This window comes from Citrobacter portucalensis (assembly GCF_023374935.1).
GTDB classification, from domain to species: Bacteria; Pseudomonadota; Gammaproteobacteria; order Enterobacterales; family Enterobacteriaceae; genus Citrobacter; species Citrobacter portucalensis.
The window spans coordinates 168,815-192,073 of the sequence record NZ_CP092466.1 but is presented as its reverse complement, the minus strand read 5'-3'; the positions used below and the strand labels follow the sequence as shown (position 1 = coordinate 192,073).

Here is a 23,259-nt window from a genome sequence, read left to right as displayed (position 1 = left end):
AGATTCGCATGAAGCCGTCCATTATTCTCTATAAAGCGTTACCTGACGATTTACTGCATCGCCTGGAAGAACATTTTACTGTGACTCAGGTGCCTAACCTGCGCCCGGAAACGGTCGCACAGCACGCCGACGCTTTTGCCAATGCAGAAGGTCTGCTGGGCTCCAGTGAAGCCGTCAATACCGCTCTGCTGGAGAAAATGCCCAGGCTGCGTGCGACATCCACGATTTCCGTAGGCTATGACAACTTCGACGTCGATGCCCTCAACGCGCGTAAGGTGCTGTTGATGCACACGCCAACCGTGCTGACGGAAACCGTCGCCGATACGGTAATGGCGCTGGTGTTAAGCACCGCTCGCCGGGTAGTGGAAGTTGCCGAACGGGTAAAGGTCGGCGAATGGACCAAAAGTATCGGACCGGACTGGTTTGGTACCGATGTACACCACAAAACGCTGGGGATTGTCGGTATGGGCCGCATTGGGCTGGCGCTGGCACAACGTGCGCATTTCGGCTTTAGCATGCCGATTCTCTATAATGCGCGCCGTCATCATCAGGAAGCAGAAGAGCGCTTCAATGCACGTTACTGCGACCTCGATACGCTGTTGCAGGAGTCTGATTTTGTCTGCCTGATCCTGCCGTTAACCGACGAAACGCATCATCTGTTCAGCACCGAGCAGTTTGCAAAAATGAAGTCTTCCGCCATTTTTATTAACGCCGGACGTGGCCCGGTGGTCGATGAAAAAGCGTTGATTGCCGCCCTGCAAAAAGGCGAAATTCATGCCGCTGGCCTGGATGTATTTGAGCAAGAGCCATTATCGGTAGACTCACCTCTACTGTCACTGCCCAACGTGGTGGCCGTACCGCACATTGGTTCAGCCACGCACGAAACGCGCTACAACATGGCGGCCTGTGCGGTGGATAACTTAATCGATGCGCTGCAAGGACGCGTTGAGAAGAACTGCGTAAACCCGCAGGTCGCATCATAAACAAAAGGCCGGGTAGCGCTTACGCTCACCCGGCCTTTCATGCATTACCGTATCTTAATTACTGAGCGGCATTCACCGCAGCAGTCCAGGCCTGATTAAATGCCTGATGCTGAGCAGCCAACGGGCCAATCAGCGTATTGTACTGACTTGCCTGCTGTGACGTTGGGAACTGGATACCGTTGGCGACAAAGCTCACCTGTGTATCCTGCTGCGCCACAAAATCACCAACCTGCACCAACTGCTGCGTGAAAATTTGCGCGGCAGGGATCAGCGGCTGTAAGGCCTCTGCTGGTGCAGTAACAACTTTGTTGTACACCTGATCAAAGACCGGCTTCAGATCTTCGCCCTGCTTCAGCGCGCCATGCGCAGCATCTGCCTGTAGTTTCGCATTCTGCAACTGTTGCCCTAATACACCTAGCGCACCATTTGCCTGACGCAGCGGCTCACGCTGAGTCACATAATCCTGAGGAACACGAATCGCATTTACGCTATCAACCACCGGACGCAGACCGGAGTCCATCGCCTGATTAACCTGCTGCGAATAGCCATACAGAATCGCGTAATCGGACACAAACGGGCCAAACTGTTTTTTCTGATCGGCGGTCAGCGTTGGTAAACGCTCTCCGCTACGCATTGCAGTATTCTGCAGAAAATCGATAAACGCTTTGCGTTGATCGCCTTCTTTATCAAAACACCCACTCAGGCCAACTACCATTAAGAGCGCCAAAACAGGCGCAAACCAGCGAGAGCAGGACTTACCTGTCGCCATTTTAATACTCCTTTCACCCAAAAATGCGCACAACGACACCCGCGTGCCTGACGTTGACAAGGATAGTCCAGGTCAGCCCCGCAAGATACCCTTTCCGCGTAATCTTGTGGGGGAAAATAACCGTTCCCGCCATCGTTCGTTTTGCTAAACAATGCTGCATTTACCACTCGGCGTCATATTTTAGTCATCTTTACAATCGGAATCGATCGTTCGGAGATCCTGACCTTTATCAGTTCGTTAGCCAGCAATAGATTGTCACCTGCGATCCGCTGAAACGAATCCATCACGCAAACCTTAAATCCGGCTTCATTTTTTCCGACTACTCTTAATGAGCTTCGAAGAAATTCACGATCCCGCTGTGTGATTTGTAGGAGTTCTCAATGGAATACAAAGATCCTATGTTTGAACTGCTAAGCAGTCTGGAGCAGATTGTTTTTAAAGATGTATCGCAGACGGTCACTCTGCCGCAAAAAACCAACCCTTTCACCGAATTTGAACAGCTACGACGAGGGACAGGTTTAAAAACAGATGATTTTGCCCGAGTGATGGGCGTGACGGTCGCGATGGTTCATGAATGGGAGTCTAAACGCGTAAAGCCTTCCACTACCGAATTGAAGTTAATGCGCCTGATTCAGGCAGACCCTAGGTTAAGTAAGCAACTGATGGATTGAACTATTTTTCAATTTTGCTCAAGAACGGTCCTGTAACAGGGCCGTTCTCTTACGAAGGTTATCCACAAAAAAGAAAATAGTAGTTGCATCCACATGCGTAAAATGAGTTAATGCCCTCAACGGTTTGACGTACAGACCATTACAGCAGTTAGTAAGGCAAGTCCCTTCAAGAGTTATCGTTGATACCCTTCGTAGTGAGCATTTCCTTTACTGTTAAAAAATCTGTAAAGCACGCCATATCGCCGAAAGGCACACTTATTTTTTAAAAGGTAATACACTATGTCCGGTAAAATGACTGGTATCGTAAAATGGTTCAACGCTGACAAAGGTTTCGGCTTCATCACTCCTGACGATGGCTCTAAAGACGTGTTCGTACACTTCTCTGCTATCCAGAACGATGGCTACAAATCTCTGGACGAAGGTCAGAAAGTTTCCTTCACCATCGAAAGCGGCGCTAAAGGCCCGGCAGCTGGCAACGTAACCAGCCTGTAAGCTTAAAAAGCTCAAAATTCTGAATCCCTGCCAAACGGCGGGGATTTTTTTATCTGTATTTTGTAAGTCTCCCCTCCCCAACGCTTCTTTGCATTACTTTACCCGTCGTCCCTTTGACCTTTCCCTAAGGGCAAGCTTTATAGTGAGCCAGTCTATATTCCACAATTTTCACAAGGAATTGAAGCTATGTCGAAATCCTCACTGCTGCTGATTTTAGGTTTGCTCACCACTGGTACTGCGTTCGCGGCAACGCCGGAAGCTACTTTTCTGGCCGAACACGGGCTTAGCGGGAAATCCGTCGAACAAATCGTAGAGACGATTGATCAATCACCGCAGAGCCGCCCGCTGCCGTACTCAGCGTCCATCACCAGCACCGCGTTGAAGCTCTCTTCGGGCGATCAGGTTTATACCCTGCCGCTCGGTGACAAGTTCTATCTGTCGTTTGCCCCGTATGAATGGCAAACACATCCTTGTTTCAACCACAGCCTTTCTGGCTGCCAGGGCGAAATGCCGGAGAAGACATTCAATGTCAAAGTGACGGATAACAAGGGTGATGTGGTGGTACAAAAAGCGATGAAGAGCGGCCGAAATGGCTTTGTCGGGGTATGGCTACCGCGCAATATGGAAGGCACCATCGCAGTGAGCTACAACGGTAAAACGGCGGAGTATCCTATTAAGACGATGGAAGACAGCCAGACCTGTCTGACAAAATTGCAGTTGCGCTAACAACATAAAAAAATGCCGGATAAGGCGAAGCCACCATCCGGCATTTTCTAAGTCAGCGCAGGGCCGTTACTGCAGCAGAGAAATATCAGCCACGCGCAGGAACAGCTCGCGCAGTTTTTCGAGCATAGACAGACGGTTAATACGCAGATCTTTATCTTCTACGTTGACCATCACTTTCTCGAAGAACGCATCAACCGGTTCACGCAGTTCCGCCAACTCAACCAGCGCTTCCTGGTAACGACCGGCAGCGAAGACAGGCTCCAGCTTATCGCGCAGCACAACCACCTGCATCGCCAGCGCAATTTCTTCCGGCTCTTTCAGCGTTGCCGCATTCACGCGGTCATTCAGCGTCTCTTCAGACTTCGCCAGGATGTTCGATACACGCTTGTTCGCGGCAGCCAGCGCGGACGCGGCTTCCAGCGTACGGAAGTGCGAAACCGCCTTCATACGTGCGTCAAAATCAGCCGGACGAGTCGGACGACGTGCCAGTACGGCCTGAATGGTGTCGACGGTATAACCTTCGTCCTGATACCAGGCGCGGAAGCGACCGAGCATAAAGTCGATAACGTCATCCACCACGTTGGCGTTGGTCAGCTTGTCACCATACAGACGAACCGCTTCTTCGGTCAGCGTTTGCAGATCCAGATTCAGGTTCTTCTCAACGATAATACGCAGCACACCCAGCGCAGCACGACGCAGCGCAAACGGGTCTTTGTCGCCTTTCGGATGCTGACCGATACCGAAGATACCCGCCAGGGTGTCCATCTTGTCAGCAATCGCCACGGCACAAGCTACCGGGTTCGACGGCAGGTCATCACCAGCAAAACGCGGCTGATACTGCTCGTTCAGCGCAACAGCTACATCTTCCGCTTCACCATCGTGACGCGCGTAGTGCATGCCCATCACACCCTGGGTGTCGGTGAACTCGAAGACCATGTTGGTCATCAGATCGCACTTGGACAGCAGGCCAGCACGCGTTGCGTGGTTAACATCAGCGCCAATCTGACCAGCAATCCAGCCCGCCAGCGCCTGGATACGATCAGTCTTGTCGCGCAGCGTACCCAGTTGCTGTTGGAACAGCACGGTTTGCAGACGCGGCAGATGGTCTTCCAGACGTTTTTTACGGTCGGTATTGAAGAAGAACTCGGCATCCGCCAGGCGCGGACGAACGACTTTCTCGTTACCGGAGATAATCTGGATCGGATCTTTCGATTCGATGTTGGCAACGAAGATAAAGTTCGGCAGCAGTTTGCCGTCGTTCGCGTATACCGGGAAGTACTTCTGGTCACCTTTCATGGTGTGTACCAGCGCTTCAGACGGAACAGCGAGGAATTTCTCTTCGAATTTCGCGGTCAGCACTACCGGCCATTCCACCAGCGAGGTAACTTCTTCCAGCAGGCTTTCGCTCAGGTCAGCGTTACCGCCAATCTTACGCGCCGCTTCTTCAGCATCGGCTTTGATTTTCGCTTTACGCTCAGCGTAATGCGCAATTACTTTGCCGCGCTCACGCAGGATTTCCGGGTACTGATCGGCAGAATCGATGGTGAATTCCGGCTCGCCCATAAAGCGGTGTCCGCGGATCACGCGATCGGACTGAATGCCCAGAATCGTTGCCGGAATCACTTTGTCGCCCAACAGCAGGGTCACGGTGTGAACCGGACGCACGAAGTGGACATCAGACGCGCCCCAGCGCATCAGTTTCGGGATCGGCAGCTTCGCCAGTGACGTGGCGATCATGTTCGGCAGCAGCGTTTCAGCACTTTCGCCTTTCACATGCGCACGGTACAACAGCCATTCGCCTTTGTCGGTAGTCAGACGCTCAGCCTGATCAACCGTGATGCCGCAGCCACGTGCCCAACCTTCTGCCGCTTTGCTCGGTTTACCTTCAGCGTCAAACGCCTGAGCAATGGCCGGACCGCGTTTTTCAACTTCGCGATCGGGTTGAGATTCCGCCAGATTCGCGACTTTCAGCGCCAGACGACGCGGCGCTGCGAACCACTCAACGTTGCCGTGCGCGATGCCAGCGTTATCCAGCTCCGCGGTAACGTTCGCAGCAAAGGACTCAGCCAGGCTGCGCAGTGCTTTTGGTGGCAGCTCTTCAGTGCCGATTTCCACCAGAAAAGTTTTCTCAGACATGGCCGCCTCTTATTTGTCTTTGTTGCACATCGGGAAGCCAAGGGCTTCACGGGAAGCGTAATAAGCTTCTGCCACTGCTTTGGTCAGGGTGCGAATGCGCAGGATATAGCGCTGACGCTCGGTGACGGAGATGGCTTTACGCGCATCCAGCAGGTTGAAGCTATGGGCGGCTTTCAGAATACGTTCATACGCAGGCAGCGGCAGCGGATTTTCCAGCGCCAGCAGCTGCTGCGCTTCTTTCTCGTACTGCTCGAAGCAGGTGAACAGGAAGTCCACGTCGGCGTATTCGAAGTTGTAGGTGGATTGCTCCACTTCGTTCTGATGGAACACGTCGCCGTAAGTGGTTTTACCCAGCGGGCCGTCGCTCCAGACCAGGTCGTAAACGCTGTCTACGCCCTGAATGTACATGGCCAGACGTTCCAGACCGTAAGTAATTTCCCCGGTTACTGGTTTACATTCCAGGCCACCAACCTGCTGGAAGTAGGTGAACTGCGTCACTTCCATACCGTTCAGCCACACTTCCCAACCCAGACCCCAGGCACCCAGCGTCGGGTTTTCCCAGTTATCTTCCACGAAACGGATATCGTGAATGGTCGGGTCCATACCCAGTTCTTTCAGAGAACCCAGGTACAGCTCCTGAATGTTGTCCGGAGACGGCTTAATCACTACCTGGAACTGATAGTAGTGCTGTAAGCGGTTCGGGTTTTCGCCATAGCGGCCATCGGTCGGACGACGAGAAGGCTGCACATAAGCAGTCGCCATCGGCTCCGGCCCCAGCGCACGCAGGCAGGTCATTGGGTGAGATGTTCCCGCGCCGACTTCCATGTCCAATGGTTGAACGATGGTGCAGCCCTGGCGAGCCCAGTAATCCTGTAAGGTCAGGATCAAGCCCTGGAAGGTCCTGGTATCAAACTTTTGCATATTATTTCGTGCTGGATACGTGTGGATTTAAAGGAAGCGGTCAGTATACCCGCTGGCTGCAAGATATACAGTACGAAACGGGAAAAAGGGGGAACTTAGCGCATGGAAAGGTGCAAAAACTGCCCGTCTGCATCAAAAGAGCAGACAAAACTCTCTTTACGGAAGGTAGAACCACGCATCTCATAGCTGCCCTGGAATTGCTCCAGGCCGGAGATATCAATTTTCTGCGCGCCAGTGTTGTAGCGTTGCGCCGCCTCATTTTTGCACAATGACTCCATATCCAGCGAACGTGTGGCACTGACCTTAACCTTTTGCGCTTTCTGCGCAGGTGCAGACGATTGTGTGTCAGCGCACGCTACCAGCAAAAGGGCAGCGATCGCGGGAAAGAAATACTTCATCATCATTTTATTACCGCCTGGTTTGCTGGTCAGTCTTATTATTAGTGTCTGGAAACAGATCCTATTTTGAGAATCTCATCAGACCATCTCAAGCTTTAGCGTAAGAACTCGGATTATTCCAGTGAGCTACGTTCGCAAAATATCGGTCAGACTTTTTTTAATGGACACAGAGGAACTGATGCAGCCCAAAATTTTCTGGATTGATAACCTGCGCGGGATAGCCTGTTTAATGGTCGTGATGATCCACACCACAACCTGGTACATCACCAATGCGCAAAGCGTCAGCCCGTTGAATTGGGATCTGGCTAACGTGCTCAATTCAGCCTCTCGCGTCAGCGTTCCGCTGTTCTTTATGATTTCGGGCTATCTGTTCTTTGGTGAGCGTAGCGCCAAACCGCGCCATTTCCTGCGCATCGCGCTCTGCATTCTGTTTTACAGCAGCGTGGCGCTGGTCTATATCCTGCTGTTTACCTCGATCAACGCTGAGCTGTCGCTGAAGAACCTGCTGCAAAAGCCGGTGTTCTATCACCTGTGGTTTTTCTTCGCGATCGCCGTCATCTACCTGGTTTCTCCGCTGATACAGGTGAAAAATATCAGCGGCAAGATGCTACTGGCGCTCATGGTTGTCATTGGGTTGATTGCCAATCCCAACACCGTCTCGCAAAAAATCGGCGGCTTTGAGTGGCTCCCAGTCAACCTGTACATCAGTGGCGATACTTTCTATTACATCCTGTACGGCATGCTGGGCCGGGCGATTGGCATGATGGATACGCAAAAGCGTGCGCTCAGCTGGCTCTGTGCGGCGTTATTCATTACCGCAGTATTTATTATTTCTCGTGGCACATTGCATGAACTGCGCTGGCGAGGCAATTTTGCCGACACCTGGTACCTCTACTGCGGCCCAGCGGTATTTATTTGCGCCGCCTCGCTCCTGACGCTGGTCAAAAATACGCTCAGCGCACGTACTCTGCCGCTACTGGGCCTTATTTCTCGCCATTCATTGGGCATTTATGGTTTTCATGCGCTTATCATTCACGCACTACGTACCAACGGAATTGAACTCAAAAACTGGCCACCGCTGGATATACTGTGGATTTTCAGCGCCACGCTGGCAGGAAGTTTACTTTTGTCTATTCTGTTGCAGCGTATTGATACGCGTAGGCTGGTGAGTTAGGTGTCTCCAGGCAGCGCCTGATTACGCGAACGCTGCAGTAAAAATTGCCCCATTAAACAGACGAAGAATGCTGCCGGGTATAACCCTATTTCGAAGGGCGCCAACGGGGCATTCCACACCCCCACCAGCAACAGCCCTGCCGTGATGAGCGCAACCATCTGACACACGGAAGCGAAGCGTTCATCGTTTTGATTGAGATTTACTGCGCGCTGATAGGCATACGTTACGAACATCCCCGTCATCAGCGCCCCCAAAAAATACCCCTTGCCGCTCAATAACGGGCATGCGCGCCATAAACCGATACTGTAAGTCAGTATGCCTGAGAGGAATAATATCCATGGCAACAGCCTGGTTGTCTTCATTGGGATCTCCTTATCCATCATGGATACAATATGAATAACCCGCTAAAGACAACACAGAAAAAAGCGACTACACAGGACTTTCAGAATACATCCATACGTGTAACTTATTATTTTCGTGGATATATATATGCGGCAAATTCCCCTCTGCTAGCCAGAGGGGAAAGTGGTCAGGACATCAGCGGTTGTAATTGCTGATAGATACGACGGAAAGTTTCTCGACGCTGTTGATAACGAGCATGACGCTCCGCGTCAGGATAATGCGCCTGCTCCAGCGTAAGCTGAGGCAGTAACTCTGATAACGACGTTTGCGGATTCATGGCAACTTGCGCCAGGCGCGCCGCGCCGAGAGCAGGGCCAACGTCACCGCCGGTACGGTAATCCAGCTGCAATCCGCTGATGTCAGATAGCATCTGACGCCAGTATTCACTACGCGCCCCACCGCCGATCAGCGTAATGCTGGCGGGCTGAATGCCACAGGCATGTACCACGTCCATACCGTCAGCCAGCGCAAACCCCACACCTTCCAGCACCGCCTGTGCCAGTTCTGCCGGACCATGCTGATGCGTCAGACCGAAAAATACGCCCTTGGCCTGCGGATTGTTATGCGGCGTACGCTCGCCGGACAAATAAGGTAAAAACCAGACCGGCTCCGCGTGTTCATCCGCCTGTTGCGCAGCGTCAATCAACGCAGGAACGCTCGCCAGTCCGGTTAATTTTGCCGCCCAGTCCAGACACGATGCCGCACTTAACATTACAGACATCAGATGCCATCGCTCAGGCAAAGCATGGCAAAAACTGTGAACCGCACTTTCCGGTTTGCTAAGGAAACCATCACTCACCGCAAAATAGACGCCGGATGTCCCCAGCGAAAGCATCGCCTGACCGGCATTCATCATGCCTACGCCAACCGCGCCCGCCGCGTTATCACCACCTCCGGCAACAACCGCAACCTCCTGCATTCCCCAGGCTTTAGCGACGTCTGGCAATAAGGTTCCGGTAATCTCGCTGCCTTCATAGAGCGCAGGCATATGTGCGCGAGTCAGTTTACAGGCAGCCAGCATGACATCGCTCCAGTCACGCTTCGCGACATCCAGCCACATTGTCCCTGCCGCATCAGACATATCGCTGGCAAAATCACCGGTCATGCACAAACGCAGGTAATCTTTCGGCAGCAGGACTTTATCAATCTGGTTGAAAATCTCCGGCTCGTGGCGTTGCACCCACAGCAGTTTTGGCGCGGTAAAGCCAGGCATAATCAGGTTGCCGGTGATGGCACGAGACTGCGGAACCTGACTCTCCAGCATCACGCACTCTTCAGCACAGCGGCCGTCGTTCCATAAGATAGCCGGACGCAATACCTTCTGTTGTTCATCCAGTAGCGTAGCGCCGTGCATCTGCCCGGCAATCCCTAACGCTTTCACCTCGCGGAGTGAATGCTGCTGACCCAGTGCTTTTACCGCGCGATCCGTTGCCAGCCACCACTGCTCTGGGTCTTGTTCTGACCATAACGGGTGCGGGCGCGAGACGGTGAGTTTCTCCGTTTTTGAAGCCACCACATCGCCCTGCTCATTGAGCAGAATGGCCTTTACGCCTGATGTGCCAAGATCTATCCCGATATACATAAGGCATCGTTCCTTAAAGAAAGGCCCGGTAGCGCTAGCTGACCGGGCTTACGGACGTTCTCAGAGACCCGTTATTTGTCGAACAAATAATGGTTTACCAGATTTTCCAGCAATTCCTGATGACCGCTCTGGTGCACTGGCGCCAGGTTGTGTTGTTCAGCGTACTGCGCAATTTCTGTCAGCGTCATCTGGCCTTTCAGAATTTGCTGGCCCAGCTCACCATTCCAACCGGCATAACGTTTAGCCACACGCTGATCCAGGCCACCGTCTTCAATCATACGGGCCGCAATTTTCAGGGACAGCGCCATGGTATCCATCGCGCCAATATGACCATAGAACAGATCGTATTTATCGGTACTCTGGCGACGTACTTTGGCATCAAAGTTCAGACCGCCGGTAGTGAAGCCGCCCGCTTTCAGGATTTCGTACATCACCAAGGCATTCTCTTCTACGCTGTTCGGGAACTGGTCGGTATCCCAGCCCAGCTGTGCGTCGCCGCGGTTGGCATCGACAGAGCCAAACAGACCCAGCGCGATAGCGGTGGCGATTTCGTGATGGAACGAATGGCCTGCAAGCGTAGCGTGGTTGGCTTCGATATTCAGTTTGATCTCTTTTTCCAGACCGAACTGCTTGAGGAATCCGTACACGGTTGCCGCATCGTAGTCGTACTGGTGCTTGGTCGGTTCCTGCGGTTTCGGCTCGATAAGCAAAGTGCCCTGGAAACCGGTTTTGTGTTTGTGTTCCACGACTAATTGCATGAAACGACCAATCTGCTCACGTTCCTGACGCAGATCGGTATTCAGCAGTGTTTCATAACCTTCACGGCCGCCCCACAGAACGTAGTTTTCACCACCTAACTTGTGCGTGGCATCCATGGCCGTAACCACCTGCGTGGCGGCCCAGCTGAACACTTCTGGATCTGGGTTTGTGGCCGCACCCGCACCGTAGCGTGGGTTAGTGAAGCAGTTTGCTGTACCCCACAGCAGCTTCACGCCGCTCTGTTCCTGTTTTGCCGCCAGCACATCAACCATCTGCGCAAAGTTGTTTTTGTACTCTTTCAAAGACGCGCCTTCCGGCGAAACATCCACGTCATGGAAGCAGTAGTAAGGCACGTTCAGCTTGTGGAAAAACTCAAATGCCACATCCGCTTTGCGTTTCGCCAGCGCCAGAGCTTCACCAGGCTGCTGCCATGGACGATCGAAAGCGCCCATACCGAACATATCCGCCCCGTTCCAGCAGAAGGTATGCCAGTAGCAGGCCGCAAAACGCAGATGATCTTCCATGCGCTTGCCCAATACGATTTCGTCAGGGTTGTAATGACGAAATGCGAGCGGGTTGGTGGATTGAGTGCCTTCGAAACGAACACGATCGAGTTGGTCAAAATAAGCCGGCATAATAAGCTCCATAATCAGGTAATACGGCAAGTAAACTGCGATATGGCTATACTGGAATTTCCTGATTTATTGCTCAATTACGTTATTTCACACCGCCATTAAGAGAATACCCAAACGTGCGCTGGCTCCCAAAAAAACGCGCTAAATAAAGAAATAAAAAAGCGATCGCGATCGAAGGTTAGTCATTAAACAAAAAACCGTAATGCGCAGATAAAAAATGACAATTGTCATCCCGCGACCAGTATGTAAATTTTGCGTAGCCTCAGGCAATCAGGAATTTTGTCACGCTTCATCAAGCAGTCGTACCTGCGGTTTTGCTAGTATCGACAGGCCCACGTTAACCTTTCCAGGACAGGTTCTTATGTTTGATAAACGTCACCGCATCACTCTGCTATTTAATGCCAATAAAGCCTACGACCGCCAGGTGGTAGAAGGTGTGGGTGAATATTTACAGGCATCGCAATCCGAGTGGGATATATTCATTGAGGAAGATTTCCGCGCCCGTATCGATAATATTAAAGACTGGTTAGGCGACGGCGTTATTGCTGATTATGACGATGATGATATTGCGCAATTACTTGCCGATGTTGAAGTTCCCATCATCGGCGTTGGAGGCTCCTACCATCTGGAGCAAGATTATCCACCGGTACATTACATCGCCACCGACAACCATGCGTTGGTAGAAAGCGCTTTCCTGCACCTGAAGGAAAAAGGGGTTAACCGCTTTGCATTCTATGGTCTGCCATCGTCAAGCGGCAAACGCTGGGCCGCGGAACGTGAATATGCGTTTTGCCAGTTGGTTGCCAAAGAGAAGTACCGCGGCGTTGTCTATCAGGGGCTGGAAACCGCACCGGAAAACTGGCAGCACGCGCAAAATCGTCTGGCGGACTGGCTACAAACACTACCGCCGCAAACCGGTATTATCGCCGTTACCGATGCACGGGCACGACACGTCCTGCAAGTTTGCGAACACCTGCATATTCCGGTTCCGGAAAAGCTGTGTGTGATTGGGATCGACAACGAAGAACTGACCCGCTATCTGTCGCGGGTGGCGCTTTCATCCGTGGCTCAGGGAGCCAGGCAGATGGGGTATCAGGCCGCTAAGCTCTTACATCGTTTACTGGCAAATGAAGAGCTGCCGCTGCAACGTACACTGGTTCCTCCGGTGCGCGTCATTGAACGCCGCTCAACCGACTACCGTTCATTAACCGATCCGGCGGTGATTCAGGCGATGCACTTTATCCGCAACCATGCCTGTAAAGGTATTAAGGTTGAACAAGTGCTGGATTCAGTGGGGATTTCTCGTTCGAATCTGGAGAAGCGTTTTAAAGAAGAAGTTGGAGAGACTATCCACGCCGTGATTCATGCCGAAAAGCTGGAAAAAGCGCGCAGCCTGTTGATATCTACCACGCTTTCAATCAACGAAATCTCACAGATGTGCGGCTATCCGTCTCTGCAATACTTTTATTCGGTCTTTAAGAAAGAGTATGACACGACGCCCAAAGAGTATCGCGATGTGAACAGCGAAGTGTTGCTGTGAGGATTATTGCCGGATGCGGCGAAGCCGCCATCCGGCACACAGAATTACATATGCGCGGCGATTAAACGCTGGTTATCCTGATACATTGCAAACAGATAGTTGTTGTAGCTCTGTCCTTTAGTGGAATACCCCTTCAGCTTATGAATCATCGCGGTAGCGGTGACTTCCTGATCGGCTTTACGCAGCTGCGCACGTGACTTACGGAATGAAGAGTAAGCCGGATGCGTGTTCAGGTTGATGACGTAAGCATTCACCGACTCTTTCACCGATTCAAACTGTGAGTAGCCTTTCACCTTACCCGGGGCATTGTTACAACGACCTTTGCCACATTTCATGCCAAACAGGTTGTTGTTGCTACGCGCCAGCTTCGACGTACCCCAGCCACTTTCAGCCGCAGCCATGGTTGCCACCATACTGGTCGGGATAATGTCTACGCGCTCAAGCAGCGTATTCCATGGGATTTTACGCGTGTTGCCAGACCAGCTCACCTTGTAGCGCTTCGCGATGTCTTTCATACGCGTACGCTCAGTCGGTGACCAGCGGTTCTGGTACTGTTTTGAAATCAGCCAGTTACGGTCCGCCGTAATGGCAGCATTTTGACTGGTAATATAAGGCATAACCGTCCGGAGAAACGCTTTTTTCCTTGGTGTTCCGGAAGGGTATTTTCGCAAATCAGGAAGTGAACTACTCTTTGCACTATTGCGAGAATACTCTTGTTTACTGCTTACCTGTGTATTACTTGTCTTGATTACCTGGGGCTTGTGACTCGTTGTCGCCGTGTGTGTCTTTGCCAGCACCTCACCCGAAAATGCAACGGTGAGTAACATAAGAATCATTGCCCCATATCGTCGAATGGGAGTCAATATCATTAGGTCTCCTGGTCGGATTTATACATTCCAACACCTTATATTTTTCACAAAAATGAGAGATGAATCTCAAATCATATCAAAAATAGCCGTCAAGAGCACCCAAAGGAATAGTCCAATTCTGAAACTATGTCACGCATTAACGGTTCAGGGTGCTATTAATTCGAAGAAAATGTGGAGGTTATCGCAAAATAAGTTCATTTTTTGCGCGCGATCGCTCACCCTCACTTCTCCTCCTGGCGGAATCGACTCAAAGGAGGAGTTTCCGGCCTGATTTCACTGGCAAACTGGCGAAAATCGCAGCACCAAGGACAGCATTATGAAACTTGCCGCCGTTGCGCTGGCGCTCATGCCCGGCATTGCCATCGCCTCATCATGGACTTCTCAGGGACTCCCCATCTTCGAAGCGGAAGGTACGGGTAAATTCGTCAGCCATGCAGCGTTGACGAAGGGTACGCGTCCTTTAATCCTAAATTTTGACCAACAGTGCTGGCAGCCTGCTGATGCGATAAAACTCAACCAGATGCTGTCGCTAAAACCGTGTGAAGGCGCCCCGCCGCAATGGCGCTTATTCAAAGACGGCGATTACACGCTGGAAGTGGATACCCGCTCCGGAACGCCAACGTTGATGCTCTCGGTAAAAAGCGCAGCAGACCCTGTCACGACCCAGATTCGCCAGTGCCCGAAATGGGATGGTTCGCCGTTAACACTGGATGTGAGCCAGACCTTTCCGGAAGGTGCCGTGGTGCGTGATTTCTACAGCCAGCAAACGGCAACGGTAAAAAATGGGTCGATTACCCTACAGCCTGCCGCAGCCAGTAACGGACTGTTGCTGCTGGAACGGGCGGAAACCGATGCCCCGGCCGCTTTCGACTGGCATAACGCTACGGTGTATTTCGTCCTGACGGATCGCTTTGTAAATGGTGACCCAAGCAACGACCACAGCTACGGGCGTCGCAACGACGGCATGCAGGAAATTGGTACTTTCCATGGGGGAGATTTGCGCGGGCTCGCCAGCAAACTCGACTATCTACAACAGTTAGGCATCAACGCCCTGTGGATCAGCGCGCCGTTTGAGCAAATTCACGGCTGGGTCGGCGGTGGCACCAAAGGTGATTTCCCCCATTATGCTTACCATGGCTATTACACTCAGGACTGGACCACGCTCGACGCGAATATGGGTAATGAAGCTGACCTGCGTGCGCTGGTTGACGGCGCGCACCAGCGCGGCATTCGCATCCTGTTTGATGTCGTCATGAATCATACCGGCTACGCCACGCTGGCGGATATGCAGGAGTATCAGTTTGGGGCATTGTACTTGTCGGGCGATGAACTGAAAAACACGCTCGGTGAACGCTGGACGGACTGGAAGCCAGCCGCCGGGCAAAGCTGGCACAGCTTTAATGATTACATCAACTTCAGCGATAAAGCAGGCTGGGAAAAATGGTGGGGGAAAAACTGGATCCGCACCGATATTGGCGATTACGACAATCCGGGTTTTGACGACCTGACCATGTCACTGGCTTTCCTGCCCGATCTGAAAACCGAATCCACCACGCCTTCCGGGCTGCCAAACTTTTATTTACACAAACCAGATACGCACGCTAAAGCTATTGCTGGTTACACGCCCCGAGATTATCTGACCCACTGGCTCAGCCAGTGGGTGCGTGATTACGGGATTGACGGGTTTCGGGTCGATACCGCCAAACACGTCGAACTTCCCGCCTGGCAGCAGTTAAAAACACAGGCCAGCGCGGCGCTGGTTGAATGGAAGAAAGCGAACCCGGATAAAGCGCTGGATGACAAACCTTTCTGGATGACCGGCGAGGCCTGGGGTCACGGCGTGATGCAAAGCGACTATTACCGTCACGGCTTTGATGCGATGATCAATTTCGACTATCAGGAGCAGGCGGCAAAGGCCGTCGATTGTCTGGCAAATATGGATGTCACCTGGCAACAAATGGCTGAAAAACTACAGGATTTCAACGTCCTGAGCTATCTTTCCTCGCACGATACGCGCCTGTTCCGCGAAGGTGGAGACAAAGCCGCCGAGCTATTGCTGCTGGCGCCAGGCGCGGTACAACTCTTTTACGGCGACGAATCGGCCCGGCCCTTTGGACCAACAGGTTCAGACCCATTGCAGGGTACGCGCTCAGAAATGAACTGGCCGGATGTGGCCGGGAAATCTGCCGCCAGCGTCACTCACTGGCAGCGCATCAGTCAGTTCCGGGCCAGACATCCCGCCATCGGTGCTGGTAAACAGACCACGCTGACATTGAAGCAGGGATACGGATTTATCCGCGAGCATGGCGACGATAAGGTGATGGTGGTGTGGGCCGGTCAGCCCTGATCCCAACAGGCTTCTCGCTGTGCATACAGCGGGAAGCCCAACACAAAATAAAAAACCAGCCAGGCAAACATCTGTAGCACAAAACATCAATCTAGCTCGTCCCCCCTGATTTGCACCCTGCCATAGGTAGCGCTATGGTTAGCCACTTTACTACTCAGTTCGACAGACCCCCTGCTATGACATTCTCACTTTTTGGCGACAAATTTACCCGCCATTCAGGCATCACCCGCCTGATGGAGGACCTCAACGACGGTTTACGCACCCCAGGCGCCATCATGCTCGGCGGTGGTAATCCGGCGCAAATTCCAGAGATGCAAAATTACTTCCAGTCTCTGCTGACAGATATGCTGGCAAACGGCAAAGCCACTGATGCGCTTTGCAATTATGACGGTCCGCAAGGGAAAACCGAGCTACTGTCTGAACTGGCGAAACTGCTACGTGAGAAGCAGGGTTGGGATATCGAGCCACAAAATATTGCACTGACAAATGGCAGTCAGAGCGCGTTTTTCTACTTATTCAATTTGTTCGCCGGACGCCGCGCTGACGGAACAACGCAAAAAGTGTTATTCCCGTTAGCGCCGGAATACATTGGTTATGCCGATTCCGGGCTAGAAGAAGATCTCTTCGTCTCAGCACGTCCGAACATTGAGCTGCTACCGGAAGGCCAGTTTAAGTATCACGTTGATTTTGAACACCTGCACATCGGTGAAGAGACAGGGATGATCTGCGTATCGCGCCCCACTAACCCGACAGGCAACGTGATCACCGACGACGAGCTGATGAAGCTGGACCGGCTGGCCAACCAGCATGGGATCCCGCTGGTGATTGATAACGCCTATGGCGTACCATTCCCTGGCATTATCTTTAGCGAAGCACGCCCGCTGTGGAACCCCAACATTGTGTTGTGCATGAGCCTTTCCAAGCTGGGTCTGCCAGGTTCCCGCTGCGGTATCATTATCGCGAATGAAAAAATCATCACTGCGATTACCAATATGAACGGCATCATCAGCCTTGCACCTGGCGGGATGGGACCGGCGATGATGTGCGAGATGATTAAACGTAACGATCTGCTGCGTCTGTCCGAAACGGTTATCAAGCCGTTTTACTATCAGCGCGTTCAGGAGACGATTGCGATTATTCGCCGCTACTTGTCTGAAGATCGCTGCCTTATCCATAAACCTGAAGGCGCGATTTTCCTGTGGCTATGGTTCAAAGATTTACCGATCACCACAGAACTGTTGTATCAGCGCCTGAAAGCGCGCGGCGTACTGATGGTTCCTGGTGACTACTTCTTCCCGGGGCTGGATAAACCCTGGCCGCATACCCATCAGTGCATGCGGATGAACTACGTGCCAGAGCCGGAGAAAATCGAAGCTGGCGTGAAGATTCTGGCGGAAGAGATCGAACGCGCCTGGCTGGAAGGCTAACGCAAACCCGACCCAAGTGCGGGTCGGGCTCACTTCACAGCGGCTGTGAACGCAGGCGCTGGCGCTGAATACTGACGGCATCAATACACTGCAACGCGCTGGTCGGGCAGGCCTCGACACACGCGGGCCCCGTCTCGCGATGCCAGCACAAATCGCATTTTATCGCCTGCGCCCGCGACGAACGGGCAACGACATTCATTGCCCCAAACGGGCAGGCCAGCATACAGCTTTTACAACCAATACAACGTGCCTGTTCAACGAAGATATGCCCATGTTCACGACGAATGGCGTGAGTTGGACAAACATTCGCACAGGGAGCGTCTTCGCATTGATGGCAGGCGACCGCCGTGGTAAAGGCGTCGTCTTTGATGACCCGAATCCGCGGTATAAACGCAGAAGAAGAGACCGAAGCACAGTCCTGGTTTTGCTGATGCGCGACAACGCAGGCAACTTCGCAGGTACGACATCCAATACATTTTGCCGCATCCGCCATAATAAACGCGTTCATTGCCCCCTCCCCCTGCGTGAAAACCACAGAGTGCCAGAGAGACCGCCCCTGGCGCTTTGATCGGACAGGGGAAACGGTTAAATTTTGTCAGGTGACTGAATAACCTTAATCGCGAACGGTAAAACCCAGCTCATTTGAAATCGCCTGCGCGGTTTCCCGTAGCGGCTTGAGTAGATTTTTTTCCCCTATCTGCTTAAGTCGCGAGGTAGATAGTGAAATTGACACCGCGTACGGCACCCGACCATGAATATCAAACACCGGCACGGCAATACAGGAAACGCCCAATTCGTTCTCTTCCCGATCCATCGCCATACTGCTTTCGCGGATCTGCGCCAATTCGTCGTACATCGCTGGTAAACCGGTAATGGTATTGCGGGTCAGCGGCTGAATAAGATCCTGATGGCTCTCCCAGTAAGATTTCACATAATCCGCATGCCCAAACGCCATGTAAATTTTACCCATCGCGGAGCAATACAGTGGCATATGTTGACCGATATAAGCGCGAGTACGCAGCATGCCCGTCGTCGGTTCCAGCTTATAAATCAGAATCGCGTGGTCATCTTCACGGCTGGAGAAGTTGATTGTTTCACCAGTAGCAATATTCAACGCTTCGAGGTGCGGCGCGGCAACATGGATGATATTCAGTGACGACAGTGCCTTCTGCCCAACGGCGATAAATTTGGTGGTCAGCCTATAGCTACCCGCAGCAGGTGCAGGCGTGACATATCCGCAGGACTGCAGCCCTTGCAGGAGTCGATGCACAGTACTTTTGTTCAGCCCGGCCAGTTCAGACAGATGGGCCAGTGGGCACCCATTCGGATAGTTACTCAGAATCTCAATCAACATCAAACCACGGAACAGGCTCTGACTTCCGGCTGGCCTCTCTTTGTCTTGCGTCATTTCACTCTCTTTTGTGCCCATCGCTTCCGCTCCCCTTTTCGTCGCGCTCTGATGGTAGCGCAAAGTGTGTTTCAGTTCACGATCTGAACCGAAAAAACACAACTATTTGATTTTGATGATTTTAAAAAATAGACCACCCCGTTGATCTGTCAAAATTTGATCGCTATATTTGAAATCAGATTTCGCATAGTGAAATTTAGAGATAAAAAAGCGATCAAATTTAAACAAGGAAACAGGAATGAAAGTCACTTTTGAGCAGTTGAAAGATGCGTTCAATCGGGTACTGCTGGCACGCGGTATTGCCGTTGAAACCGCCGATGCCTGTGCCGAAATGTTTGCGCGCACTACCGAGTCCGGCGTTTATTCGCACGGTGTGAATCGTTTTCCTCGTTTTATTCAGCAATTGGATAACGGCGACATCATTCCTGAGGCCAAACCGCAACGCATTACCAGCCTGGGGGCGATTGAACAATGGGATGCTCAGCGTTCGATCGGCAATCTGACGGCGAAAAAGATGATGGACAGAGCCATTGAGCTGGCCTCCGATCACGGTATTGGCCTGGTCGCACTGCGTAACGCCAACCACTGGATGCGTGGCGGCAGCTATGGCTGGCAGGCGGCGGAGAAAGGTTACATCGGTATCTGCTGGACTAACTCGATTGCCGTCATGCCGCCGTGGGGTTCGAAAGAGTGCCGCATTGGCACTAACCCGCTGATCGTCGCGATCCCCTCATCGCCAATCACCATGGTTGATATGTCTATGTCGATGTTCTCCTACGGCATGCTGGAAGTGAATCGCCTGGCCGGTCGCGAACTGCCGGTAGACGGTGGCTTTGATGATGAAGGCAATCTCACCAAAGAGCCGGGCGTTATCGAAAAAAACCGCCGCATATTGCCAATGGGTTACTGGAAAGGTTCAGGTCTGTCGATTGTGCTGGATATGATTGCCACCCTGCTTTCTGATGGCTCTTCCGTTGCGGAAGTCACCCAGGATAACAGCGATGAATATGGCGTTTCACAGATATTTATCGCCATTGAAGTGGATAAGCTGATCGATGGCGCCACCCGTGATGCCAAGCTACAGCGGATTATGGATTTCATCACCACCGCCGAACGCGCAGATGAAAACACGCCTGTCCGTCTGCCGGGCCACGAGTTTACGAAGCTACTGGAAGAAAATCGCCGGAACGGTATCACCGTTGACGACAGCGTCTGGGCAAAAATTCAGGCCCTGTAAGGAGCAACACCATGATCTTCGGACATATTGCTCAACCTAACCCATGCCATTTGCCTGCTGCGATTGAAAGGGCGCTCGACTTTCTGCGCATCACCGATTTTCGCAAACTGGAGCCGGGCGTGGTGGAGATCGACGGTAAAAATATCTTCGCGCAAATTATTGATTTAACCACGCGTGACGTTGCCGAAAATCGTCCTGAGGTGCATCGCCGCTATCTGGATATTCAGTTTCTGGCCTGGGGTGAAGAGAAAATCGGGATCGCCATTGATACCGGGAATAATCAAATCAGCGAATCGCTATTAGAACAGCGCGATATTATTTTTTATCACGCCAGCGAACATGAATCTTTTATTGAAATGATTCCGGGAAGTTACGCCATATTTTTCCCGCAGGATGTTCATCGTCCAGCATGTCATAAAACTGTCGCCACACCGATCCGCAAAATAGTCGTGAAGGTTGCTATTTCAGTTTTATAAAAGGAGCACAAAAAATGAAAGCTAACACTACCGGTTATATTATCGGTGCGTACCCCTGTGCACCCTCATTTCACCAAAAGAGTGAAGAGGAAGAGAAGGAATTCTGGCGACAACTCTCCGATACCCCGGATATTCGCGGACTGGAGCAGCCCTGTCTTGAACATCTGCACCCGTTAGGCGACGAATGGTTATTACGCCATACGCCGGGCGACTGGCAAATCGTGGTCACGGCCATTATGGAAACCATGCGCCGTCGCGGTATTAATGGTGGTTTCGGGCTGGCCTCCAGCGATGAAGAACAGCGTAAAGCCTGCGTGGCGTATTACCGTCATCTGCAGCAGAAAATCAACCATATCAATGCGGCCAACGGCGGAAAAGTGATTGCACTGGAGTTGCATGCTGCTCCGCTGGCGGACAACCCGAACGTCGCTCAGGCCACCGACGCGTTTGCTCGTTCGCTGAAAGAAATTACCCGCTGGGACTGGTCCTGCGATCTGGTGTTGGAACATTGCGATGCCATGACAGGCCCCGCGCCACGCAAAGGATTTTTACCGTTAGACAACGTGCTGGACGCGATAGCCGGATATGACATCAGCGTGTGCATTAACTGGGCGCGCTCGGCCATTGAAGGGCGGAGCCTCACCCTACCGCTGACCCACACGCAGCAGACCAAACGGGCTGGAAAACTGGGCGCACTGATGTTTTCCGGTACCACGCTTGCGGGGGAATACGGCGAGTGGCAGGACTTACATGCACCGTTTGCCCCTTTCTGTCCAGAAGGTCTAATGACCACAGAGCATGCCCGCGAATTATTCGCCTGCGCAGGAGCAGATCCATTGCAATTTTCTGGCATTAAATTGCTGGAAATAAATGCCAGTGCAGATGTGAACCATCGTGTAGCGATATTGCGCGACGGTATCACCGCATTAAATAAAGCAAAACTATAAAAATAAAATACTACTCTACGAGAATATTAATATGAACATGACCTCTCGCCCTACACTTCAAGACATACCCCGTCAGCGCTGGCTACGGATTATTCCACCTATTCTTATCGCCTGTATTATTTCTTATATGGACCGCGTCAATATCGCATTCGCGATGCCCGGCGGAATGGATGAAGAATTAGGTATTTCCGCCACCATGGCCGGTCTGGCCGGTGGTATTTTCTTTATCGGTTATCTGTTTTTACAGGTTCCCGGCGGAAAAATTGCCGTACACGGCAGCGGCAAGAAATTTATCGGCTGGTCGCTGGTTGCCTGGGCGGTTATTTCCGTTCTGACGGGATTAATCACGAATCAGTATCAACTGCTGGTTTTGCGTTTCTTACTCGGTGTTGCTGAAGGCGGCATGCTGCCGGTCGTGCTGACGATGATCAGTAACTGGTTCCCCGACGCCGAGCGCGGTCGCGCCAATGCGATTGTGATTATGTTTGTGCCGATTGCCGGGATCATTACCGCCCCGCTCTCGGGCTGGATCATCACCGTACTCGACTGGCGTTGGCTGTTTATCATTGAAGGCTTACTGTCTGTCGTCGTCCTGGTGCTGTGGGCCTATACCGTTTACGACCGTCCGCAGGAAGCACGCTGGATCTCTGAGGCGGAGAAAAATTACCTGGTAGAAACCCTGGCCGCCGAGCAAAAAGTCATTGCCGGAACAGAGGTCAAAAATGCCTCTCTGAGTGCGGTACTTTCCGATAAAACCATGTGGCAGCTAATCGCGCTGAACTTCTTCTATCAGACCGGGATTTACGGTTACACCCTGTGGCTGCCGACCATCCTCAAAGAGTTGACTCACAGCAACATGGGACAGGTCGGCATGCTCGCCATTCTGCCATACGTCGGCGCAATTGCCGGGATGTTCCTGTTCTCTTCACTCTCTGACCGCACCGGTAAACGCAAGTTGTTCGTCTGCCTACCGCTGATTGGCTTTGCCTTGTGCATGTTCCTCTCTGTGGCGCTGAAAAATAACGTCTGGCTGGCTTATGCCGCGCTGGTCGGCTGCGGATTCTTCCTGCAATCGGCTGCGGGCGTGTTCTGGACTATTCCAGCGCGTTTGTTCAGTGCGGAAATGGCCGGTGGCGCACGTGGGGTCATCAACGCTCTCGGCAACCTCGGTGGCTTCTGCGGCCCTTACGCGGTCGGCGTTCTCATCACCCTGTACAGCAAAGATGCGGGCGTTTATTGCCTGGCAATTTCACTGGCTCTGGCCGCGCTGATGGCCCTGTTGCTACCAGCAAAATGCGATGCAGGTGCCGCGCCGCTAAAGACGCTGAATCCACATAAACGTACAGCTTAAAACAATGCC

The 23,259-nt window shown here is 52.3% G+C and carries 22 protein-coding genes; 12 read left to right on the top strand and 10 right to left on the bottom strand.

The window, feature by feature from the left end; all coding sequences use genetic code 11:
• Nucleotides 1-8 precede the first annotated feature (8 nt).
• Nucleotides 9-983: a glyoxylate/hydroxypyruvate reductase GhrB gene (ghrB, locus tag LY264_RS00920; protein ID WP_048227295.1), complete on the top strand. Its 975-nt coding sequence runs from the start codon at nt 9-11 to the stop codon at nt 981-983.
• Between the two features lie 58 nt (nt 984-1,041).
• Here the strand turns inward: ghrB and LY264_RS00915 are convergent, their stop codons facing one another.
• Nucleotides 1,042-1,752 carry a DUF3053 domain-containing protein gene (locus tag LY264_RS00915; RefSeq protein ID WP_003827386.1) on the bottom strand — a complete coding sequence of 237 codons (711 nt, stop codon included), beginning with the start codon at nt 1,750-1,752 and terminating at the stop codon, nt 1,042-1,044.
• A gap of 380 nt (nt 1,753-2,132) precedes the next feature.
• Between LY264_RS00915 and LY264_RS00910 the strand changes: the two genes are divergently transcribed.
• From LY264_RS00910 to cueP, 3 genes are all read left to right on the top strand, one after another.
• Nucleotides 2,133-2,423, top strand: coding sequence for an HTH-type transcriptional regulator (locus LY264_RS00910; RefSeq protein WP_003827383.1), 291 nt, complete (start codon nt 2,133-2,135; stop codon nt 2,421-2,423).
• Between the two features lie 279 nt (nt 2,424-2,702).
• The gene (gene cspE, locus LY264_RS00905) at nt 2,703-2,915 is read left to right on the top strand and encodes a transcription antiterminator/RNA stability regulator CspE (RefSeq protein ID WP_000014594.1); all 213 of its coding nucleotides are present in this window, start codon (nt 2,703-2,705) and stop codon (nt 2,913-2,915) included.
• 186 nt (nt 2,916-3,101) lie between these two features.
• Entirely contained in the window at nt 3,102-3,641 is a 540-nt protein-coding gene (gene cueP / locus LY264_RS00900) for a copper-binding periplasmic metallochaperone CueP (protein ID WP_032945331.1), read from the top strand.
• A gap of 66 nt (nt 3,642-3,707) precedes the next feature.
• Here the strand turns inward: cueP and glyS are convergent, their stop codons facing one another.
• The 3 genes from glyS to LY264_RS00885 form a co-directional block, all read right to left on the bottom strand.
• A complete protein-coding gene (gene glyS / locus LY264_RS00895) occupies nt 3,708-5,777 on the bottom strand; it encodes a glycine--tRNA ligase subunit beta (protein ID WP_048227296.1) in 2,070 nt (689 codons plus the stop codon).
• A 9-nt stretch (nt 5,778-5,786) separates the two neighbouring features.
• Complete coding sequence (glyQ, locus tag LY264_RS00890; protein WP_001168551.1) at nt 5,787-6,698, bottom strand: glycine--tRNA ligase subunit alpha; 912 nt, start codon at nt 6,696-6,698, stop codon at nt 5,787-5,789.
• A 95-nt stretch (nt 6,699-6,793) separates the two neighbouring features.
• Entirely contained in the window at nt 6,794-7,102 is a 309-nt protein-coding gene (locus LY264_RS00885) for a YsaB family lipoprotein (protein ID WP_020996059.1), read from the bottom strand.
• Nucleotides 7,103-7,274: 172 nt separating this feature from the next.
• Here LY264_RS00885 and LY264_RS00880 point away from each other — a divergent pair, with 172 nt between their 5' ends.
• The gene (locus LY264_RS00880) at nt 7,275-8,270 is read left to right on the top strand and encodes an acyltransferase (protein WP_048227375.1); all 996 of its coding nucleotides are present in this window, start codon (nt 7,275-7,277) and stop codon (nt 8,268-8,270) included.
• Here LY264_RS00880 and yiaB read toward each other — a convergent pair.
• The 3 genes from yiaB to xylA all read right to left on the bottom strand — a co-directional run bounded on the left by yiaB (nt 8,267) and on the right by xylA (nt 11,648).
• Nucleotides 8,267-8,632: an inner membrane protein YiaB gene (gene yiaB / locus LY264_RS00875; RefSeq protein ID WP_048227297.1), complete on the bottom strand. Its 366-nt coding sequence runs from the start codon at nt 8,630-8,632 to the stop codon at nt 8,267-8,269. The genes LY264_RS00880 and yiaB overlap by 4 nt on opposite strands.
• Before the next feature lie 167 nt (nt 8,633-8,799).
• A complete protein-coding gene (gene xylB / locus LY264_RS00870; RefSeq protein ID WP_048227298.1) occupies nt 8,800-10,254 on the bottom strand; it encodes a xylulokinase in 1,455 nt (484 codons plus the stop codon).
• 71 nt (nt 10,255-10,325) lie between these two features.
• Nucleotides 10,326-11,648 (bottom strand): xylose isomerase, encoded by a 1,323-nt coding sequence (xylA, locus tag LY264_RS00865; protein WP_003024252.1) that lies wholly within the window; start codon nt 11,646-11,648, stop codon nt 10,326-10,328.
• A gap of 361 nt (nt 11,649-12,009) precedes the next feature.
• Between xylA and xylR the strand changes: the two genes are divergently transcribed.
• Nucleotides 12,010-13,188 carry a D-xylose utilization transcriptional activator XylR gene (gene xylR / locus LY264_RS00860; protein WP_003827365.1) on the top strand — a complete coding sequence of 393 codons (1,179 nt, stop codon included), beginning with the start codon at nt 12,010-12,012 and terminating at the stop codon, nt 13,186-13,188.
• A 44-nt stretch (nt 13,189-13,232) separates the two neighbouring features.
• Here the strand turns inward: xylR and LY264_RS00855 are convergent, their stop codons facing one another.
• Nucleotides 13,233-14,057 (bottom strand): protein bax, encoded by an 825-nt coding sequence (locus LY264_RS00855; RefSeq protein ID WP_008786441.1) that lies wholly within the window; start codon nt 14,055-14,057, stop codon nt 13,233-13,235.
• Between the two features lie 316 nt (nt 14,058-14,373).
• Between LY264_RS00855 and malS the strand changes: the two genes are divergently transcribed.
• Nucleotides 14,374-16,404: an alpha-amylase gene (gene malS, locus LY264_RS00850; protein WP_048227299.1), complete on the top strand. Its 2,031-nt coding sequence runs from the start codon at nt 14,374-14,376 to the stop codon at nt 16,402-16,404.
• A gap of 176 nt (nt 16,405-16,580) precedes the next feature.
• Entirely contained in the window at nt 16,581-17,831 is a 1,251-nt protein-coding gene (gene avtA, locus LY264_RS00845; protein WP_003837697.1) for a valine--pyruvate transaminase, read from the top strand.
• A 34-nt stretch (nt 17,832-17,865) separates the two neighbouring features.
• Here the strand turns inward: avtA and LY264_RS00840 are convergent, their stop codons facing one another.
• Both LY264_RS00840 and yiaJ read right to left on the bottom strand, forming a co-directional pair.
• Complete coding sequence (locus LY264_RS00840; RefSeq protein ID WP_048227301.1) at nt 17,866-18,339, bottom strand: 4Fe-4S dicluster domain-containing protein; 474 nt, start codon at nt 18,337-18,339, stop codon at nt 17,866-17,868.
• Nucleotides 18,340-18,444: 105 nt separating this feature from the next.
• Complete coding sequence (gene yiaJ, locus LY264_RS00835; RefSeq protein WP_003827359.1) at nt 18,445-19,260, bottom strand: IclR family transcriptional regulator YiaJ; 816 nt, start codon at nt 19,258-19,260, stop codon at nt 18,445-18,447.
• 217 nt (nt 19,261-19,477) lie between these two features.
• Between yiaJ and yiaK the strand changes: the two genes are divergently transcribed.
• The 4 genes from yiaK to LY264_RS00815 are packed head-to-tail and all read left to right on the top strand — an operon-like array spanning nt 19,478 to nt 23,250.
• Nucleotides 19,478-20,476, top strand: coding sequence for a 3-dehydro-L-gulonate 2-dehydrogenase (gene yiaK / locus LY264_RS00830; RefSeq protein WP_003827358.1), 999 nt, complete (start codon nt 19,478-19,480; stop codon nt 20,474-20,476).
• An 11-nt stretch (nt 20,477-20,487) separates the two neighbouring features.
• A complete protein-coding gene (locus LY264_RS00825) occupies nt 20,488-20,952 on the top strand; it encodes a YhcH/YjgK/YiaL family protein (RefSeq protein ID WP_048227302.1) in 465 nt (154 codons plus the stop codon).
• Nucleotides 20,953-20,966: 14 nt separating this feature from the next.
• On the top strand, nt 20,967-21,899 hold the full coding sequence (locus LY264_RS00820; RefSeq protein ID WP_048227303.1) for a DUF4862 family protein: 933 nt from the start codon (nt 20,967-20,969) through the stop codon (nt 21,897-21,899).
• Nucleotides 21,900-21,930: 31 nt separating this feature from the next.
• The gene (locus LY264_RS00815; RefSeq protein WP_048227304.1) at nt 21,931-23,250 is read left to right on the top strand and encodes an MFS transporter; all 1,320 of its coding nucleotides are present in this window, start codon (nt 21,931-21,933) and stop codon (nt 23,248-23,250) included.
• The last annotated feature ends 9 nt before the right edge of the window (nt 23,251-23,259 follow it).